Here is a 19,248-nt window from a genome sequence, read left to right as displayed (position 1 = left end):
TTACAGCGCGCCACATTGTTGGTTGAGATGTTTGACCCGCCGTTTAACTTCTTCCTGTTTGCCAGCGTTAAATGGGCGTGAATCAGGGCTGCCCAGATAGCCGCAGACACGGCGGGTAACAGATACACGTGCTGGGTCGTGGTTGCCACATTTTGGACAGACAAAGCCTTTGCTGGTACAGGAAAATTCACCACTGAAGCCACAATCGTAGCATTCATCGATGGGCGTGTTGGTGCCGTAATAAGGTACATGGCGATAGCTGTAGTCCCACACGTCTTCTAGTGCCTTGAGGTTGTGTTGCAGATTGGGATACTCACCGTAGCAGATGAAGCCACCACTGGCTATTGTCGGATAAGGTGTCTCAAAGTCGATTTTGTCGTATGGGTTTACTTTTTTCTCTACGTCCAGATGAAAGCTGTTGGTGTAGTAGCCTTTGTCGGTTACGCCGCTAATCACACCGAATTCAGCGGTATCAAGACGGCAGAAGCGGTCGCACAGGTTTTCACTTGGGGTGCTGTACAGGCTGAAGCCATAGCCGGTTTCAGCTTTCCACTGGTCGGCAGTAGTGCGCAGTTTCTGCACGATGGCAATGGCTTTCTGGCGTAAGGTTTCGCTATCAAAGACGTGGCAGTCGCTACCATATAGGGCATTGATGGTTTCATGCAGACCAATATAGCCCAGTGAAATAGAGGCACGGCCATTTTTAAATATCTGCGCTACTGAATCATCGGCATTCAGGCGTACGCCACAGGCACCTTCCATATACAGAATCGGTGCAACTCGTGCTTTGACGTTTTCAAAACGAGCAATGCGCGTCATCAGTGCGGTACGGCATAGTTGCAGGCGCTCATCCAGTAGTTGCCAAAAGCGTGCTTCGTCATGTTTGGCTTCAATGGCAATACGCGGCAGGTTGAGGCTGATGACGCCCAGATTATTACGCCCTTCGTGAATTTGTTCACCATTTTCTTCATAGACGCCCAAAAAGCTGCGGCAGCCCATTGGGGTTTTGAAGGAACCGGTAACCGCTACTACCTGATCATAGTTGAGAATATCGGGATACATGCGTTTGGAAGCACACTCCAGAGCCAGCTGCTTAATGTCGTAGTTAATGTCTTCGGCCTTGTGGTTAATGCCGTCTTTAATGCTAAATACCAGTTTTGGAAAAACTGCAGTTTTGCCGTTTTTGCCCAAGCCGGCCAGACGATTGTGCAAAATAGCAGTTTGTATCAGCCGGCTTTCCCAGCTGGTGCCCAAACCAAAGCCAAAAGTGACAAAGGGTGTCTGACCATTGGCGGTATGCAGGGTGTTAACTTCGTATTCCAGTGATTGGAATGCATCGTAGCATTCTTTTTCAGTACGGTTGCGGGCATAAGCCTCAATATCGGCAATCTGCCATTCTGCTGCAACAGCAAGATGTTTGTTGTAGCTGGCACGAACAAAGGGTGCCAGTACTTCATCGATACGGTTGATGGTGCTGCCACCGTAAATATGGCTGGCTACCTGAGCAATAATTTGCGCAGTAACGGCAGTAGCGGTGGCAATTGATTTGGGTGGCTCGATTTCGGCATTGCCCATTTTGAAACCATTGGTCAGCATGCCGTTCAGGTCAATCAGCATGCAGTTGAACATCGGGAAAAAAGGTGCATAGTCCAAATCGTGGTAATGAATTTCGCCACGTTCATGTGCCAGTACCACGTCGCGTGGCAACAGATGTTGCTGTGCATAGTGTTTGGCTACGATACCGGCGAGTAAGTCGCGCTGGGTGGGAATAACCTTACTGTCTTTGTTGGCATTTTCATTAAGCAGGCTGAAATTGGTTTGTTCCACCAGTCCCTGAATTTCACGATTGAGACGGCCGCGCGACTCGCGTGCCACATCGCGGGAATGGCGGTACTCAATGTAGGCACGTGCCAATTCTTTATACTGGCCAGCCATTAACTGATCTTCTACAGCCTGCTGAATATCATGGATATCAACGCATTCGCGGCTGGCAATGATACTGGTAACGCGCGCAGCTACCTGTGCGCAGTAGGCATTATCATCAATGTGTACGGCACTGGCGGCTCGCTGTATGGCATCCTGAATTCGGGCTGCATTAAAGGGTACGCGACAGCCATCTCTTTTAATTACAATGGGTTTCATGCTGATTATCCTTCTGCTACTGCCTGCACTTACAGGTAGCAGTTACTGCTTTGCTATTACGTAATAACAATTTGCCTGATTCGGGTGTTTATATGTGATAAATACTACATTTAGTGTAATAGAACCATTATGGCCTTTTTTTTCTACTATATATGGGATTGGTGTAGTGAATAAAGCAGCATTTTTCGCTTTTATTTGACATAGCGCATCAAATAGAATTGACATGGCTATTTCATTTATAAAAATCAAATAATTATGCAAATTAAACCGGAGTGTAAAAAATGGTCATTTCTTGCTGGCAGGCATAGATATCGAATTCTATGGCAATGGTTCCCAGATTCATTAATTTAAAAAATGGGTAGAGGAGATTAATGATCACTAGTCTTTACAGGTGCTTATTCTAAAAAAAAGTAACAATGGCGATCATCCTTTCTTTATGGTTAATTTATGTGATATTCATTTGTTTGTTGTTATTACGGGTGTATTTAACCATATCTTTTGCGTAATAGATAAAGTGGTGCAGACTGTTATCATTAATTTCTTTAATATACACTACTGCTACCACTTCAAAACACTGATAGCCATAGAATGAACAATAATCTTGAGAGTTGCCTTGCTGAAATAAATGGCTATCAACATACTTATAACCAGCTTTACGCAATCCATCGTATCATCGCTGTAAGTATCCATCTAAAAAATTTAAGGTATCTTTTAACCATATTAAACTTTTTGTGCCTATGGATAGAAATCTTCATCCAATAATTCTTGACGATGTTAATGTTCAAATTCGGACATGCCTTTTTCCCTAGACTCTCAATGAGACTTATTTTGATTACCATTGGTTTTTAGCTGTCGGCGCTTTTCTTGAATAGTATTACTTATATTGGGTTCACTAAGTTCATGATACTTAGAACGGTGAAAATATAGGGAAGTAACAATCGTGCTAATAAATAGTGACATGATAATTGTTACTATCAAATGTCCACTGCGCAGGCAATCTGGATTGAAACTGATGCGCGTACTTGCAATCACTAATGCAAATACAGCGATCAGCAGCCAGTAACGATAGTTAATCTGCATAACAGGCTGATTTGATTGAGGCATACACCAAATAAACGCAGCAATGCACAGCAGGCCAGTGACAGAGCTGCCATGCTGTAACAGTTTGTAGACAGGAAGTGGTTGCAAAAATGGCAGTGTGATTTCCTGCTGTAGCCACAGGCTGTGGCTGACAAACCAGCCAGATGGATGGGTGAATGCATCCCAGAATATATGCGATAGGCTGCCAAGAAACAGTGAAAAGACAACAATCAAGTAATGTCGGCAGAAATAGAGTGTCCAGTTAAAAGTCAGATAAACATTAAAGCGGCGCTGTAAACCGGCCGGCAAATGTCGGATTAACGGATTGCGGATAATGAGATGAAAAATAAAAGCCACAGCCAGTCCGGTAAGAATATTGAGTAAACAAATACCGGAACAGGCATGTCCATATACGCCGAACATTCTCATGCGGATATAGTATTCAAAATCTGGTGACATGCTGCCAACAATCAGCCCAGTCATGGAAAACCATTTGCTGTAACGATACAAAGGTAGAATGATGGCCGGATGAGAGAAGGTAAAAGGCATAAGAAAGACACTTTGAAAATAAGTTAATCTGTTAGCAGTTTGAATAACATGTGCTGGCTGTTATTGCGCCCATTCGCGACACAAAGTCAGAATATCTGTGCCGAAATTTCTGATTTTACTTTCACCCAATCCATAAATATGATTTAAATCAGCCAGCGTGGTCGGAGGATGCTGCACCAAATCCTGCAAAGTACGGTCGGCAAAAATAGTATAGGCGGGTACATTGTTTTGACTGGCACGCTCTTTGCGCCAGCGGCGCAGGGTTTGCCACAGACGTTCTTCGCGTTCGGTGCGTAGCCAGATATCATTACTGCGGCTGTTATTGGTTTTATCATATTTCAGAGGACGTAACCAAACCTGTTGCTGATTCTTTAATACCGCGCGTGCTTGCTCAGTTAGTTGCAAGGCCTGATTGGCCATATCAACATTCAGGTAGCCGGCAGCAACACATTGCCGTACCACGGTGCGCCATTCTTTTACACTCAGTTCACGACCGATGCCAAAGGTGGATAATTGCTGATGACCATAACGCAGTACCCATTCCGATTCACGGCCGCGTAAAACATCGATCACATAGCCAGTAGCAAAACGTTGCCCCACACGATACACGCAGGAAAGTAGTTTTTGCGCCAGCACAGTACCATCAAACCGACTGGGTGGGTCAATGCAGTTGTCGCAATGGCCACAAGGCTGGCTGTCCTCTCCGAAATAGCGTAGCAGCAACTGACGGCGGCAGTCCGCAGTTTCGCAGAATGCCAGCATGGCATCTAACTTTTGTAAATCAATGCGTTTTTGTATTTCATCCCGTTCGGCTAGCTGGATCCGTTCGCGCAGTAATACCCAGTCGTTCAGTCCATAACATAGCCAGCTGGTGGCTGGCAGACCATCACGGCCGGCACGACCCGATTCCTGATAAAAATGTTCAATACTTGCCGGCATATCCAGATGGGCAACAAAACGCACATCTGGCTTGTCTATGCCCATGCCAAATGCCACTGTAGCCACTATGATAATGCCATCTTCCTGTGTAAAACGACGCTGGTTCTGGCTCCGGGTATCCCAATTCAGTCCGGCATGGTAAGGCAGAGCAGTCAGACCATTTTCGCTCAGAAAAGCAGCTATATCTTCCACACGTTTGCGCGACAAGCAGTAAACAATACCGTTTTCACCAGACATCCGGCTGCGGATAAATTGTAGCAATTGTTTTTTACCGTTATTTTTTTCAACAACCTGATAATCTATATTCGGGCGGTTAAAGCTGGAAATAAATACCTGTGCATCTGCTAAATCCAAATAGTGCTGAATATCGGCACGAGTAGCATTATCGGCAGTGGCCGTTAATGCAATTCTCGGTATGTTTGGAAATTCATCTGCCAGCATAGATAATTGTTGATACTCTGGACGAAAATCATGCCCCCACTGACTGACACAATGCGCTTCATCAATTGCAAACAAGCTAATACGGGTATTATGTAAAAACTGTAAAAAACGCGGCATAACCAGCCGTTCCGGAGCCACGTACAATAGCTGCAAATGCTCGGCAGCGATTTCATCCGAGATGCGCTGTACTTCCTCGCCACTGCTACCACCATGCACACAGGCTGCGGCAATGCCATTGATATTTAAAGCTGTAACCTGATCCTGCATCAGCGCAATCAGAGGTGATACCACGATAGCAACACCGTCTCGCATTAATGCTGGAATTTGATAACATAAAGACTTGCCCGCGCCGGTAGGCATCAATACCAGTGCATTATTACCACTGGCTACCGTATCAATAATTTCTGCCTGTTGTCCGCGAAATTCTGGGTAGCCGAAAACATCGTGTAAAATTTGCTCAGCATGGTTCACAATGCACCTGTTACCTCTAACTCTGGAGCAGGTATTGTACTGCAACTTACATTTATTTCCGACCACCTTAATTTGTTGGTGACTAAGGCTATGGAGAATAAAATAACAGGAAAAAAGGCGTAGTTATTTCTCCGAAAATTAAAATAACAAAGTATTAAATAGAATAGGGTTGATGATATTATGGTGTAATTCAAACGGTTTATCACTTTGGTTGAAAATTTTATGAGACACCATACTACACCGATGGATTTTTTTAAAGAATGGCGGTGCAATTCAAGGGCTTATGCTCGTGTTTCGTTATTTTTTGCCTGCATTTTGGGGCTAATAGCATTATTTAGCATTAAATCAGTTGTTATATCTGCTGTATCTGGTATATCTGCTGTTTTTTTGTATTCAAAATTTTTGAGTATAAAACGTCGTATAAAGCAGGTTAGTTTTACTCCTAGTGCTATTTATGTTGAGAAACAGAAAATAGATATTTGCTATTTAAAGTCTATCACTTTCACTAGGTCTATTAATAGGCGGCACAATTTTTTTTTAGCTTATGAATTTAATATGAAATTCTTTGCTAATCCTGAATTAAATGAAGAAATAAATTTCTATATGGAATTTGGTAGCATCTTTTTTTCAAATGCGCATACAGAACGAAATGGTCGTTATGACTATGAAAATCGGTTTATTAATGTGCTGCTGAATTTTGCAAAAAAAAGAAGGGTTAAATTAAAAATGGAAATCTCTTCAGAAATGGATGACGCCTCATAAGTCATGGCGAATTTTATGCAGATGATTCGGGCTATTAATTAAAGACTACTGCTTAATATAAAAGAGAGATTCAGTAAATGTCCACTGTCAGCATTGACCTTGATCATAGAAATTAACAAACATTGAAAAATGCAAAAGTCTTAAGCTGAAGAGGCTAGAATGCTGAATTTCATTAATTTCCAAATAAGATATGCTTAATTAAGAGATATATACAAGTGACTTGAAAGTCACAATTGTCTTCTATTATTAATTAACCAAGGCTAATTAATAATAAGCATTAGATTAATTTAAATGTTTAGTAATATTTGCTATGCTCTGTATCTAACGATTTTAAGGAATAATCATGAAAATCATTTATTTTCGTCATTATGTAACCTGCTTGGCTATTGGTTTCATGCTTTCTGCATGTAATACCACCTCCAATCTTCGAACTGATACCAAGGGAGGTTGGATCAATTTAGGTGTCTCGGCCAGTGGTAATGTCCAGTATGCACTGGATAGTAGCAGCATCAGGCATCAGAATGATTTAGTTACTTTTCGAGACAGAAAAACCATAATCAACCCTAAACAGCAGTATTATAACAATACGCCAGCCTACAAGACAGCAATAAGCACTACCCAGATTGATTGCAAGCGCAAGCAATTCCGGATACTGGACGTTGAATTGCTTGATGCAAAAAATGAGCTGATTCGTCAGGATCATTTCAGTGATTCTGAATTACGACCAATGGGGATTACCAATGGTTCTGCTGCGCAACAGCAATATAAATATGTATGTAGCCATTAAATTAAGACAAGAGGATGAATACCATGAAATCGAAATATAGTCTATGCTTGTTATTGTGCTTGGCAACAAGTGTTTGGGCAGAATCTGCAGCTGAAATTGAATTGCTCAGTGCCCAGAAGGCTTATCAGGCGGCTTTGTCCAGTCAAAGAGCAAGCCAAAACAAAGCACAGCAACTACAAAGTCAGCTTGAATCGGCGCAATTGCAGTTAAAAAATGCACAAGACAATGTCACCCGCTTGCAAAGCGATTTTAATCAAATTGATGTACAACGCCAACAGGCAGATGCAGAGTTACAGGCTGCTGGCACACGTCTGGATGCAGCATGGCAAGCGGTGCATAACCATTGAATGTATGCTTGAATCTGACTGATCTGCCATTTATTGTATTCTAAATGAATAAACTCCAATCTGACAAGAGACATTGATTCGCGTAAAATAACCGTATTTTGCTCAAGCGTTGTTTTGCCTAAAAACAATGCAATGGAATCAGCTACTGTCAAAATGAATTATCCGATTGAATACGATGTAATTGTAGTAGGCGGTGGTCATGCCGGTACAGAGGCAGCACTGGCTGCTGCACGCATGGGTGCAAATACATTATTGCTCACTCATAATATCGAAACGCTGGGACAAATGTCATGCAATCCGTCTATTGGTGGCATTGGCAAAGGTCATCTAGTGCGCGAACTAGATGCGCTGGGAGGGGCAATGGCATTGGCAGCCGATCACAGTGGTATTCAATTTCGGCGTCTGAATGCGTCTAAAGGACCAGCAGTGCGCGCAACACGGGCGCAGGCTGATCGCCTTTTGTATAAAGCCGCCATCCGTTCCATGCTGGAAAAACAGCCGAATCTACAACTATTCCAGCAGCAGGTTGAAGATATTATTGTAGAACATGGTCGTGCCGTTGGCGTGATAACATCAATGGGTGTTTCATTCCGTAGTCGAGCAGTAGTACTGACCGCCGGTACCTTTCTGTCTGGTAAAATTCATATTGGTCTGGAAAACTATGCCGGTGGCCGTGCCGGCGATCCAGCTGCCCTGCGCCTGTCTGCTTGCCTCAAAGAATTGAACTTACCACAGGGGCGCCTGAAAACCGGAACACCACCGCGGATTGATGGACGCAGCATTGATTTTACCCAGCTAAAAGAACAGCCGGGCGATAGTCCTGCCCCAGTATTTTCTGTGCGTGGCAGTCGTGCTATGCATCCGCAGCAGATTTCCTGCTGGATTACCCATACCAATAATCATACTCACGACATAATTCGCAGCGGGTTTGACCGCAGCCCGATGTTTACCGGCAAGATTGAAGGGGTTGGACCACGCTACTGTCCATCTATCGAAGACAAAATCAACCGTTTTGCTGATAAAGACAGTCACCAGATATTTCTGGAACCGGAAGGGCTGACAACCCACGAATATTATCCTAATGGTATTTCCACCAGCCTGCCATTTGATATCCAGCTCCAACTGGTACATTCCATGCCTGGTCTACAAAATGCACATATCCTGCGCCCTGGATACGCTATTGAGTATGACTACTTCGACCCGCGCAACCTCAAGGCCAGTCTGGAAACCAAAAGTATAGCCGGCCTATTTTTTGCAGGGCAAATTAATGGTACTACCGGTTACGAAGAGGCTGCTGCCCAAGGATTATTGGCCGGAGCCAATGCCGTACTTTATACCCGCGAAGCCGAGCCACTGGTGTTACAGCGTGATCAGGCTTATTTAGGCGTACTGGTCGATGACTTGATTACCAAAGGTGTAACCGAACCGTATCGCATGTTTACCAGTCGTGCTGAATACCGCCTGCAACTGCGTGAAGATAATGCCGATATGCGGCTGACCGGGCTGGGACGGGCAGTAGGGCTGGTGAGTGATGAGCAGTGGCAAATGTTCCAGCAGAAACAGGAAGCAGTAGAGCGCGAACTGCAACGCCTAAGTCATACTTGGTATACCCCACTAAATCTGCCTATGAGTGAGCAACAGCGCGTACTGGGACAACCATTAAGCAAGGAATCCAGTCTGCTGGACATGCTACGCCGGCCAAACATCAGCTACGCCAGCTTAATGACTTTACCAAATGCACAGCAGGAAATACTCAATATTGATGCAGCAGAACAGGTAGAAATTCAGGCAAAATATCAAGGCTATATTGCGCGGCAAAACGAAGAAATCAGCCACCGTCAGAATCTGGAAAAACTGAAATTGCCAGCTAGCATTGATTACACCCTAGTGAAAGGCCTTTCTGCTGAAGTACAACAAAAACTGAATCAGTTCCGACCCGAAACGGTAGGACAGGCCTCACGTATATCCGGCATCACCCCAGCTGCGGTAGCATTATTGATGGTACATCTGAAACGGGGTTTTGAGGGAGCAAAAACAGCATGAGTGACATGAAAACTATGCTGCAACACGGTTTGCAGCAAATGAATATCGACCTAACAGTACCACAGCAATTACAACTGCTGGCCTTTGTAGAATTATTAAAGAAATGGAATAGCACCTATAACCTGACTGCCCTGCGTAACGATCAGGATGTCATCAGCCATCATATTCTGGATAGCCTGACCTTATTGCCTTATATAGAACATGCACGTGGTCTGATTGACGTAGGCAGTGGTGGTGGCATGCCCGGTATACCCGTAGCCATAGCGCGCCCAGATTTGCCCGTAGCCTTGCTGGATGCCAACAGCAAAAAAACCTCATTTTTGCAGCAGGCGGTTATCGAGCTGGGATTAAGCAACGTACAGGTGATTACCGCGCGGGTAGAAGCCATGGTGGGTGAACAGTTTGATGTCATTACCAGTCGTGCTTTTGCCGAATTAAACGACTTTGTCACCATCACCAAACAACTAATGGCAAAAGGTGGTTACTGGGCAGCCATGAAAGGCGTATATCCATATGAAGAAATTGAGCGTCTACCCGAAAATGTAGAATTGGTTCAGGTAGACAAACTCAGCGTTCCTCATCTAGATGCAGAACGCCATATGGTGCTGGTGCGCAAGAAGGACCATGTATGAGTGCACATATTATAGCCGTAGCCAATCAGAAAGGTGGAGTAGGTAAAACTACCACTGTCGTTAATCTAGCCGCTTCACTGGTAGAAAAAAAATTCAGCGTCCTGATTGTTGACCTTGATCCTCAAGGTAATGCCACTACCGGCAGTGGCATTAACAAAGGCAATGTAACCAGCGGTGTTTATGCCGTATTGCTGGGGAATGAAGAAATTCGTAACGCTATTATGACAGCCCAGCATGGTGGTTTTCATGTTTTGCCTGCCAATCGTGCCTTGGCTGGTGCAGAAGTAGAGCTGGTGCAGGAACTGGCTCGTGAAATGCGCCTGAAAAATGCCCTTGCACAGATAAATGATCAGTATGACTATATTATTATCGACTGCCCGCCAACATTAACCTTACTTACCATCAATGGTTTAGTAGCGGCGAGACACATCATCGTACCTATGTTATGTGAATATTATGCACTGGAAGGTATTTCCGACCTGATTGCAACTGTGCGCAAAATTCGTCAGGCAATCAACCCACAACTGGATATACTTGGCATTGTTCGTACACTATATGACCCGCGTAGTCTGCTGGCCAAACAAGTGGATGAGCAGCTAAGCACCCACTTTCCAGATAAATTGTTCACTACACCTATTCCGCGTAATATCCGTCTGGCCGAAGCACCCAGTCATGGTATGCCGGCATTGCAATACGACCCACGCGCAACTGGTACCAAAGCTTATCTGGCACTTGCTGACGAGATTTTGGCACGTACAGCAGGTAAATATAAAATCCCTTAGCAACCTAACAACGGCATCAACAAAATAGATAGAATCAACCAACAAATTAAAGAGTAATATATGGTAAAAGCAAAAGGTTTGGGCGCAGGATTAGATGCCTTACTTGGTTCAGGCAGTGACATCACTGGTGGTGATCGTTTAACCAGAGTGGCCATTACCGATATTATTCCCGGGCGTTACCAGCCACGAACACAGATTGATGACGAATCATTGCAGGAACTGGCCGAATCAATACGTGCACAAGGTATTATTCAGCCAGTGATTGTACGTGAAATGGGCTTGCAACAATACGAACTTATTGCCGGTGAGCGACGCTGGCGCGCAGCGCAACTGGCAGAACTGCAAGAAATCCCTGTCGTCGTTAAAAGCATTTCTGATGAAGCTGCGCTGGCAATGGGACTGATTGAAAATATTCAGCGTCAAAACCTCAATCCAATTGAAGAGGCGCAAGGTCTAAAACGTCTGGTAGATGAATTTGGCCTCACCCATGATACAATCGCCAAAGCAGTTGGACGCAGTCGTAGCAGTATTTCCAACACCCTGCGTTTACTTAATCTGCCTCAGCCAGTTCAGGATCTGATGTATAGCCGGCAACTGGAAATGGGGCATGCTCGCGCCTTATTAACCTTGCCGGTTATCCAGCAGATTGACTTGGCGCAAAAAGCAGCACAAAATGGCTGGTCAGTTAGGGAAGTAGAGCGCCGTAGTCAGCAGGCGCAGACCAAACCAGAAACTACTGCTACACGGCATCCAGCCGAAAAAAGTAGCGAAATACAACAGATTGAAGCTGAGCTGGAGCAACGTTTTGCAGTGCCAGTGCAAATACAAAGCAAAAATCAGCGCAGTGGCCGGATTATTCTGCAATTTGATAATCCAGAAACATTAAGTCATATATTACAAACACTGGGGCTGGAATAAATCCACCAAAAAGAGATTTTTTGAGGAAAAACTGTTTAGATAAGTCTTAATTTTGATAGCAATAGCCTTATAAAAACACACAGAAAAATTAATAAACCAGAGGAAATTTATTTAACAAAATTTCACAAAATCACTTGACGATATTGTAACAGTTGATTATATTAGCGCAGCTTACCGTAGCGTTTTTCAGGGTAACAGAATGAAGTCAATCATGTTTTGGCAAACAGTCATGTTGTTTGTCGCAGTTTTTGTGTCTGCATGGTTGTGGAATTATTCTGCTATCTGGTCAGCAGTATTGGGTGGACTGAGTTATCTGATACCTACATTACTGGCGATATTAACCATTATCGCTGCAAAAAAATTACCGGCGCTATTACCTGCAACATTATTAATGGCTGAAATCAGCAAAATTCTCATGATATGCCTGATGATGTTGCTGGTGTATATATGCTATTCTTCTGTTAACTGGTTTGCTTACCTGACAGGACTAATACTGGTCAGTCAGGCTGGATTGTTCACATTTAGAAAAAGATTGTTACTATGAGCGGCACAGAGATGACTCCGGGCGAATATATTAGCCATCACTTAATCAATTACACCCAGAAATCACCAGATTATCAGACAAATATGGTTGATTTCTCGTTTCTTAATCTGGATACCCTATTTTTCTCCATCCTAACTGGTATTATCGCTTTTGCCATTCTGTTTGTGGCAGCGCGACGCATGAAAGTAGGTGTACCCACCCGCTTTCAGGCAGCCATAGAATTACTGATTGAATTTGTAGATGGTATCTGCAAAGATATGGTTCACAATGAAAAGTCCCGTAAAATCATAGCCCCGCTGGGATTGACTGTATTTATGTGGATTTTGTTCATGAATATCATGGATCTGTTGCCAGTGGATCTGTTGCCATGGGCTTGGCAACATACCACAGGCGATCATCATGCCTATCTGCGTGTCGTGCCTACTGCAGACCTCAATACCACCATGGCCATGGCCATTTCCGTTTTGTTTCTATGTATTGTTTATAACATCAAAATCAAAGGTTTGGGTGGTTGGATACATGAATTGTTTAGCGCGCCATTTGGTAATAAGATTTGGTTGTTCATCCCCAACTTTTTAATGAATATCATTGAATTCTTTTCAAAAACCCTCTCGCACGGTATGCGACTGTTCGGTAACATGTATGCGGGTGAAATTTTGTTTATGGTTATTGCCTTGATGGGCGGAGCCTGGGGTATGTCTGGTGCTGCCGGTGTTAGCGATGTAGTTCTCTTCATCCTGCAAATCATTGCTGGTCTGGCCTGGGCTATATTTCATATTCTGGTGATAGCCTTGCAGGCGTATCTCTTTATGGTACTGACCTTTGTTTATCTGGGTCAGGCTCACGATTCCCATTAAGGGTAGTTTATTTGTTGTAGTATTCTTTTCTTTTATTTAAGGAGTGAAGTAAATGGGTGGTTTAATCGCTATCGCTTGTGGTTTGATGATTGGTATTTCTGCCATGGGTGCCTCTATCGGTATTGGTATGCTGGGTGCAAAATACATGGAATCTTCTGCCCGTCAGCCTGAATTAATGAACTCATTGCTGGGTAAATTCTTCATTATCATGGGTATGATTGATGCTGCGTTCATTATCTCCTTGGGCGTATCATTCTTGTACTTCGCCAAAATCGGCGGCTGATAAACTTGGATTTGCTGGTTGTTAACTATTTTAATTAATAAACACAAATTCTAAAGGTTTAATCGTGAATATCAACGCAACCCTAATTGCACAAGTGCTCGTTTTTGTCATGTTTGTGCTATTTACGATGAAATTCGTATGGCCACCCATCGTCAAAGTACTTGATGCCCGTGCCGACAAAATTGCCGAAGGTTTGGCTGCTGCCGAACGTGGAAAAAACGATTTTGCTCAGGCGGAAAAACGTGTTGCTGATATCTTGGCCGAGGGCCGCAGTCAGGTCTCCGAAATGGTGGCCAATGCGGAAAAGCGTGCCGCACAGATTGTTGAAGATGCCAAAACACAGGCATCGGAAGAAGCTGCCCGCATCATAGCTCAGGCAAAATCTGACGTTGAGCAGGAAGCCAATCGAGCCCGTGAAGCACTGCGTCAGCAGGTAGCAGATTTGGTTGTTAAAGGTGCCGAATCCATCCTGCGCAGCGAAGTTAATCCTTCACGTCACGCTGATTTACTAGCGAACCTGAAACAGGAGCTGTAATCCCATGGCTGAGTTCGCAACCATAGCTAGACCATATGCCAAGGCACTATTCAGTCTGGCGCAAGAACAGAATCAGATTGAGTCTTGGTTGGACGAACTAAAAACACTGGCTGAAATTATCCTGCAACCTAAGGTTCAGTTATTGATTGACGAACCGGAATGCGAATACACAGAAAAGGCAAAAGAAATCCTGTCTTTAGTGGATTTTACGCCTGTTGATGAATTGAAAAACTTCATCTTTCTGTTGGCGCAGAACAAACGCTTAACAGTTTTGCCAGAAATTTATACGTTATTCCAAGACTATGCTTTGTCTCTTAACGACATAAAAGAAGCCACCATATATACAGCCTATCCCATTGATAAAATGCAGTTTACGCAAATTGTTGTGGATCTGGAAGCCCATTTCAACAGTCGGTTGAGAGCACATCAGGTGGTTGCCCCAGAATTGATTGGTGGCATAAAGGTAGAAGTTGGTGACCGAGTATTGGATTTGTCGGTGCAAGGTAAATTAAATAGCCTGCATACGGCATTGATGAATTAGGAGAGTTTTCATGCAGCTTAATCCTGCTGAAATTAGCGATTTGATTAAAGCCAAAATCGCAAACCTGAACGTAGATACAGAATTACGTACACGTGGTACCGTAATGTCTGTAACTGACGGGATTGTGCGCGTTCATGGCTTGTCAGACGTGATGCAAGGTGAAATGCTCGAGTTTCCCGGCAATACATTTGGTCTCGCCATGAACCTAGAGCGCGATTCTGTAGGTGCCGTGATTCTGGGCGAATCCGAACATATTAAAGAAGGTGATGAAGTAACCTGTACCGGTCGTATTCTGGAAGTGCCGGTAGGTCGTGAGCTGGTAGGCCGAGTGGTTGATGCACTGGGTCGCCCGATTGACGGCAAAGGTCCAATTAATGCCTCACACACAGCTCCGGTAGAAAAAATAGCTCCAGGTGTGATTGCTCGACAGTCTGTGGATCAACCCATGCAAACTGGTTTGAAAGCCATTGATTCAATGGTACCGGTTGGTCGTGGCCAGCGCGAGTTGATTATTGGTGACCGCCAGACAGGAAAAACCGCCGTAGCTTTAGATGCTATTGTTAACCAGAAAGATACCGGCGTAATCTGTATTTATGTAGCAATTGGCCAGAAAGCTTCCTCTATTGCCAGCGTAGTACGCAAATTGGAAGAGCATGGCGCGATGGAGCACACCATCATCGTTGCTGCTACCGCTTCAGAAGCAGCTGCTTTGCAATATATTGCTCCCTATGCTGGTTGCAGTATGGGTGAATTTTTTCGCGATAACGGCGAAGATGCATTAATTGTCTATGATGATCTGTCTAAACAAGCTGTTGCATACCGTCAGATTTCTTTGTTGTTGCGCCGTCCGCCCGGTCGTGAAGCTTATCCGGGTGATGTATTCTATCTGCATTCACGCTTGCTGGAACGTGCTTCCCGCATTAATGCGCATGAAGTAGAAGAGTTGACCAAAGGTGCAGTAAAAGGCAAAACAGGTTCATTAACCGCGCTGCCGATTATTGAAACACAGGCTGGTGACGTATCTGCATTCGTACCAACCAACGTGATTTCCATTACTGACGGTCAGATATTCCTTGAAACGGATCTGTTTAACTCTGGTATTCGTCCTGCTATTAATGCCGGTATCTCAGTATCCCGCGTAGGTGGTGCAGCACAGACCAAAGTCATCAAGAAACTGGGTGGTGGTATTCGTCTGGCTCTGGCACAGTACCGCGAACTGGCTGCATTCTCACAGTTTGCTTCTGATCTGGATGAAGCAACCCGCAAACAGTTACGTCATGGTGAAGTAGTGACAGAACTGATGAAACAAAAACAGTTCAGCACACTAAGTACAGGGGAAATGGCTCTGACTTTGTGGGCGATAAACAACGGTTCTTATGATGATGTACCAGTGTCAAATGCATTAGGCTTTGAAGCAGAATTTCTAGGCTATGTGCGTACCCAGTGTCCGAACGTATTGCAAGACATTGATGCAACCGGTGCCTTGAGCGATGATAATGCCAAAGCATTGGACAACGCCATGAAGACCTTCAAATCGTCTTACAGCTTTCAGGCATAAGCGTGTCATTGAAAGGAGTCTGAAATGGCAGTAGGAAAAGAGATTCTCACCAGAATTCGCAGTGTTCAAAATACCCAAAAGATCACCAAAGCGATGCAAATGGTGTCAACCTCCAAAATGCGAAAGACTCAGGAGCGGATGCGCCAGGCGCGTCCGTATGCCGATAAAATTCGTCTGGTGATGAGCCATCTGGCACAAACCCATTCCAGTCATAACATACCTTTATTGCGTAGCACTAATAATAGTAAGCGAGTTGGCTTCATTGTTATTACTACCGATAAAGGCTTGTGTGGTGGTCTGAATGCCAATATCCTGAAAGCATTTTTCAGTAAAGTGCAGGAATGCAATCAGCAAGGTCTGGATGCCGAAGTTGTATGTCTGGGCAGCAAAGGGTTAGCAGCCTGCAACCGAGTGGGTTTGAATGTCATTGCCAGTGCTGTGGGTCTGGGTGATACACCCAGAGTAGCTACATTATTAGGTCCATTAACGGAAATCTTTCAGCGTTATGCCGAAGGTAAACTGGATGCAATTTATCTGGTTTATTCTGGCTTTATCAATACCATGCGTCAGGAACCTCGTTTGGAAACTTTGCTGCCAATCGGGCAGAACGTTCTGGATCAGGTGTCCGAAAGCAAGGAATATGGCTGGGAATACGTGTATGAACCTTCACCACAGCAAGTGTTAGAATTTTTAGTCCGCCGTTATTTAGAGTCTGTGGTTTATCAAGCCTTATCTGAAAACATGGCTGCCGAACAGGCCGCGCGTATGGTAGCAATGAAAGCTGCTACCGATAATGCGAGTAATGCCATTAAAGAATTGCGTCTGGTATATAACAAATCGCGTCAGGCAGCGATTACCACAGAGTTGTCAGAAATTGTGGCTGGCGCTGCTGCCGTTTAAGCAGTGCAAGCCAAATAAACTTAGGATACGATAATGAGCCAAGGCAAAATCGTACAAATCATTGGTGCGGTAGTGGACGTTGAATTCCCACATGATTCCATTCCCAATGTGTATGACGCTCTTAAACTAGTTGATACCGATTTGACTCTCGAAGTTGAGCAGTTACTGGGTGATGGTATCGTACGTACTATTCCGATGGGTACATCCGATGGCCTAAAACGAGGCATGGCCGTAGTCAATACCGGTGCTCCAATTACCGTACCAGTAGGTACGGCTACTTTGGGGCGAATTATGGACGTTCTGGGGCATCCTGTTGATGAAGCTGGTGAAATCAATACCAGTACTACCCGTTCCATTCATCAGCAGGCGCCAAAATTTGATGAACTGTCCAGCTCTACCGAATTACTTGAAACTGGTATCAAAGTGATTGACCTGCTGTGCCCGTTTGCCAAAGGTGGTAAAGTTGGTCTCTTCGGTGGTGCCGGCGTTGGTAAAACCGTAAACATGATGGAACTGATTAACAACATTGCCAAAGCGCATAGCGGTTTGTCTGTGTTTGCGGGTGTGGGTGAGCGTACTCGTGAGGGTAATGACTTCTATCACGAGATGAAAGATTCCAACGTACTAGACAAAGTGGCAATGGTATATGGTCAGATGAACGAGCCACCAGGTAATCGTTTACGCGTAGCTTTGACTGGTTTGACCATGGCGGAATACTTCCGTGATGAAAAAGACGAAAATGGTAAAGGTCGCGATGTATTGTTATTCATCGACAATATTTACCGTTATACCTTGGCTGGTACCGAAGTATCAGCATTGTTAGGTCGTATGCCGTCTGCTGTGGGTTATCAGCCAACACTGGCCGAAGAAATGGGTCGTTTGCAAGAGCGTATTGCCTCTACCAAAACGGGTTCAATTACCTCTATTCAGGCTGTATACGTACCTGCGGATGACTTGACAGATCCGTCTCCGGCGACAACATTTGCCCACTTGGATGCTACCGTAGTATTGAGTCGTGATATTGCCTCTTTAGGTATCTATCCGGCTGTGGATCCTCTGGATTCAACCTCACGTCAGCTTGATCCGGCGGTAATTGGTCAGGAACATTACGACGTAGCACGTGGCGTACAGACCACTCTGCAAAAATATAAAGAGCTGAATGATATTATTGCCATTCTGGGTATGGACGAATTGTCTGATGAAGACAAATTGACCGTGAACCGCGCACGTAAAATCCAGCGCTTTTTATCGCAACCTTTCCATGTAGCCGAAGTGTTCACCGGTGCACCGGGTAAATATGTATCCCTGCGTGACACCATTGCCGGCTTTAAAGCAATTCTGAATGGTGAATATGACCACCTGCCAGAACAGGCTTTCTATATGGTAGGTAATATCGAAGAAGCTGCTGAAAAAGCGAAAACCCTAAATTAAGGAGCGCTTGATGAGTACCATGCAAGTGGAAGTGGTGAGTAATGAAGAGAACATCTATTCAGGAGAGGCCAGCTTTGTTGTTGTGCCAACTCTTGAAGGTGAGCTGGGTATTTATCCTCGCCATGAACCCATTATGAGCTTGGTGCGTCCGGGTACCCTGCGTTTGACAGTGCCTAATCAGAAACAAGAGATTCTGGTAGCAGTATCTGGTGGAGTTCTGGAAGTGCAACCGAATAAGCTAACACTTTTAGCAGATGTGGCCGTTCGCAGTGAAGAAATGGATCAGCAACGTGCCGAAGAAGCTAAAAAAATAGCCGAGTCCGGTATCCATGAGGCTAAAGATGATGTTTCTTTAGCTAAGGCGCATGTGGCTTTAGCTGCGGCAATTGCCCAACTGAAAACGCTGGATTATCTGCGCACTCATCGAAAATAAGCATTCATTAAAGCAGTCAGAAAAACTATCCGATTGCTGCAAGAAAATGTTTAAGGCCCGAGTATTACTCGGGCTTTTATAATTTCAATAAATATATAATCAAATGCTGGTACAGAGTAATCATCTAAATAATTTCCAAATTCATAGAAAATTAAAGTTCATCAATATGTGATATCCCCAAAAAAAAGAATAGTCTCAAAATTAGATAAAATTTTAGGATTAAAAAACAGTCATCTGAAGAGAAATCGAAAAATAAAAGCGAGAAGTAGTTGA

General features: G+C 44.3%; 20 protein-coding genes. 16 read left to right on the top strand and 4 right to left on the bottom strand.

Annotated features, from left to right (window positions below; translation table 11 throughout):
- The 4 genes from nrdD to recQ all read right to left on the bottom strand — a co-directional run bounded on the left by nrdD (position 1) and on the right by recQ (position 5,622).
- The gene (gene nrdD / locus J6578_RS09370) at positions 1-2,142 is read right to left on the bottom strand and encodes an anaerobic ribonucleoside-triphosphate reductase (protein ID WP_287954478.1); all 2,142 of its coding nucleotides are present in this window, start codon (positions 2,140-2,142) and stop codon (positions 1-3) included.
- Positions 2,143-2,587: 445 nt separating this feature from the next.
- Positions 2,588-2,803: a PoNe immunity protein domain-containing protein gene (locus J6578_RS10350; RefSeq protein WP_353736157.1), complete on the bottom strand. Its 216-nt coding sequence runs from the start codon at positions 2,801-2,803 to the stop codon at positions 2,588-2,590.
- 152 nt (positions 2,804-2,955) lie between these two features.
- Positions 2,956-3,771 carry a DUF4184 family protein gene (locus J6578_RS09365; protein ID WP_287954476.1) on the bottom strand — a complete coding sequence of 272 codons (816 nt, stop codon included), beginning with the start codon at positions 3,769-3,771 and terminating at the stop codon, positions 2,956-2,958.
- 60 nt (positions 3,772-3,831) lie between these two features.
- Complete coding sequence (gene recQ / locus J6578_RS09360) at positions 3,832-5,622, bottom strand: DNA helicase RecQ (protein ID WP_353846670.1); 1,791 nt, start codon at positions 5,620-5,622, stop codon at positions 3,832-3,834.
- A 222-nt stretch (positions 5,623-5,844) separates the two neighbouring features.
- Here recQ and J6578_RS09355 point away from each other — a divergent pair, with 222 nt between their 5' ends.
- The 16 genes from J6578_RS09355 to J6578_RS09280 all read left to right on the top strand — a co-directional run bounded on the left by J6578_RS09355 (position 5,845) and on the right by J6578_RS09280 (position 18,975).
- Positions 5,845-6,384 (top strand): hypothetical protein, encoded by a 540-nt coding sequence (locus tag J6578_RS09355; RefSeq protein ID WP_239364010.1) that lies wholly within the window; start codon positions 5,845-5,847, stop codon positions 6,382-6,384.
- 343 nt (positions 6,385-6,727) lie between these two features.
- On the top strand, positions 6,728-7,171 hold the full coding sequence (locus J6578_RS09350) for a surface-adhesin E family protein (RefSeq protein ID WP_093092303.1): 444 nt from the start codon (positions 6,728-6,730) through the stop codon (positions 7,169-7,171).
- Positions 7,172-7,194: 23 nt separating this feature from the next.
- On the top strand, positions 7,195-7,518 hold the full coding sequence (locus tag J6578_RS09345) for an HlyD family secretion protein (RefSeq protein WP_093092301.1): 324 nt from the start codon (positions 7,195-7,197) through the stop codon (positions 7,516-7,518).
- 153 nt (positions 7,519-7,671) lie between these two features.
- The gene (gene mnmG, locus J6578_RS09340) at positions 7,672-9,561 is read left to right on the top strand and encodes a tRNA uridine-5-carboxymethylaminomethyl(34) synthesis enzyme MnmG (RefSeq protein ID WP_239364013.1); all 1,890 of its coding nucleotides are present in this window, start codon (positions 7,672-7,674) and stop codon (positions 9,559-9,561) included.
- Complete coding sequence (rsmG, locus tag J6578_RS09335) at positions 9,558-10,193, top strand: 16S rRNA (guanine(527)-N(7))-methyltransferase RsmG (protein ID WP_093092297.1); 636 nt, start codon at positions 9,558-9,560, stop codon at positions 10,191-10,193. The genes mnmG and rsmG overlap by 4 nt, the downstream gene beginning before the upstream one ends.
- Positions 10,190-10,975 (top strand): ParA family protein, encoded by a 786-nt coding sequence (locus J6578_RS09330; protein WP_100150784.1) that lies wholly within the window; start codon positions 10,190-10,192, stop codon positions 10,973-10,975. The genes rsmG and J6578_RS09330 overlap by 4 nt, the downstream gene beginning before the upstream one ends.
- A 60-nt stretch (positions 10,976-11,035) precedes the next feature.
- Complete coding sequence (locus tag J6578_RS09325; protein WP_093092293.1) at positions 11,036-11,893, top strand: ParB/RepB/Spo0J family partition protein; 858 nt, start codon at positions 11,036-11,038, stop codon at positions 11,891-11,893.
- A 211-nt stretch (positions 11,894-12,104) separates the two neighbouring features.
- Entirely contained in the window at positions 12,105-12,437 is a 333-nt protein-coding gene (locus tag J6578_RS09320) for an ATP synthase subunit I (RefSeq protein WP_239364016.1), read from the top strand.
- Positions 12,434-13,294 carry a F0F1 ATP synthase subunit A gene (gene atpB / locus J6578_RS09315; RefSeq protein WP_093092289.1) on the top strand — a complete coding sequence of 287 codons (861 nt, stop codon included), beginning with the start codon at positions 12,434-12,436 and terminating at the stop codon, positions 13,292-13,294. Before J6578_RS09320 ends, atpB begins: the two co-directional genes overlap by 4 nt.
- Before the next feature lie 52 nt (positions 13,295-13,346).
- Positions 13,347-13,577, top strand: coding sequence for a F0F1 ATP synthase subunit C (atpE, locus tag J6578_RS09310; RefSeq protein WP_025331627.1), 231 nt, complete (start codon positions 13,347-13,349; stop codon positions 13,575-13,577).
- Between the two features lie 64 nt (positions 13,578-13,641).
- Positions 13,642-14,112 carry a F0F1 ATP synthase subunit B gene (locus tag J6578_RS09305; RefSeq protein ID WP_037407086.1) on the top strand — a complete coding sequence of 157 codons (471 nt, stop codon included), beginning with the start codon at positions 13,642-13,644 and terminating at the stop codon, positions 14,110-14,112.
- 4 nt (positions 14,113-14,116) lie between these two features.
- Positions 14,117-14,653 (top strand): F0F1 ATP synthase subunit delta, encoded by a 537-nt coding sequence (locus J6578_RS09300; protein ID WP_093092287.1) that lies wholly within the window; start codon positions 14,117-14,119, stop codon positions 14,651-14,653.
- A 10-nt stretch (positions 14,654-14,663) separates the two neighbouring features.
- Complete coding sequence (gene atpA, locus J6578_RS09295) at positions 14,664-16,211, top strand: F0F1 ATP synthase subunit alpha (protein WP_093092285.1); 1,548 nt, start codon at positions 14,664-14,666, stop codon at positions 16,209-16,211.
- A gap of 24 nt (positions 16,212-16,235) precedes the next feature.
- Complete coding sequence (gene atpG, locus J6578_RS09290; protein WP_093092283.1) at positions 16,236-17,111, top strand: F0F1 ATP synthase subunit gamma; 876 nt, start codon at positions 16,236-16,238, stop codon at positions 17,109-17,111.
- Positions 17,112-17,144: 33 nt separating this feature from the next.
- On the top strand, positions 17,145-18,542 hold the full coding sequence (gene atpD, locus J6578_RS09285) for a F0F1 ATP synthase subunit beta (protein WP_093092281.1): 1,398 nt from the start codon (positions 17,145-17,147) through the stop codon (positions 18,540-18,542).
- A 10-nt stretch (positions 18,543-18,552) separates the two neighbouring features.
- The gene (locus tag J6578_RS09280; protein WP_037407095.1) at positions 18,553-18,975 is read left to right on the top strand and encodes a F0F1 ATP synthase subunit epsilon; all 423 of its coding nucleotides are present in this window, start codon (positions 18,553-18,555) and stop codon (positions 18,973-18,975) included.
- The last annotated feature ends 273 nt before the right edge of the window (positions 18,976-19,248 follow it).

The sequence above is a fragment of the Snodgrassella sp. genome (assembly GCF_024103505.1).
In the GTDB taxonomy this organism is placed as follows: Bacteria; Pseudomonadota; Gammaproteobacteria; order Burkholderiales; family Neisseriaceae; genus Snodgrassella; species Snodgrassella communis.
This window is presented reverse-complemented; position numbering and strand designations above follow the sequence as displayed.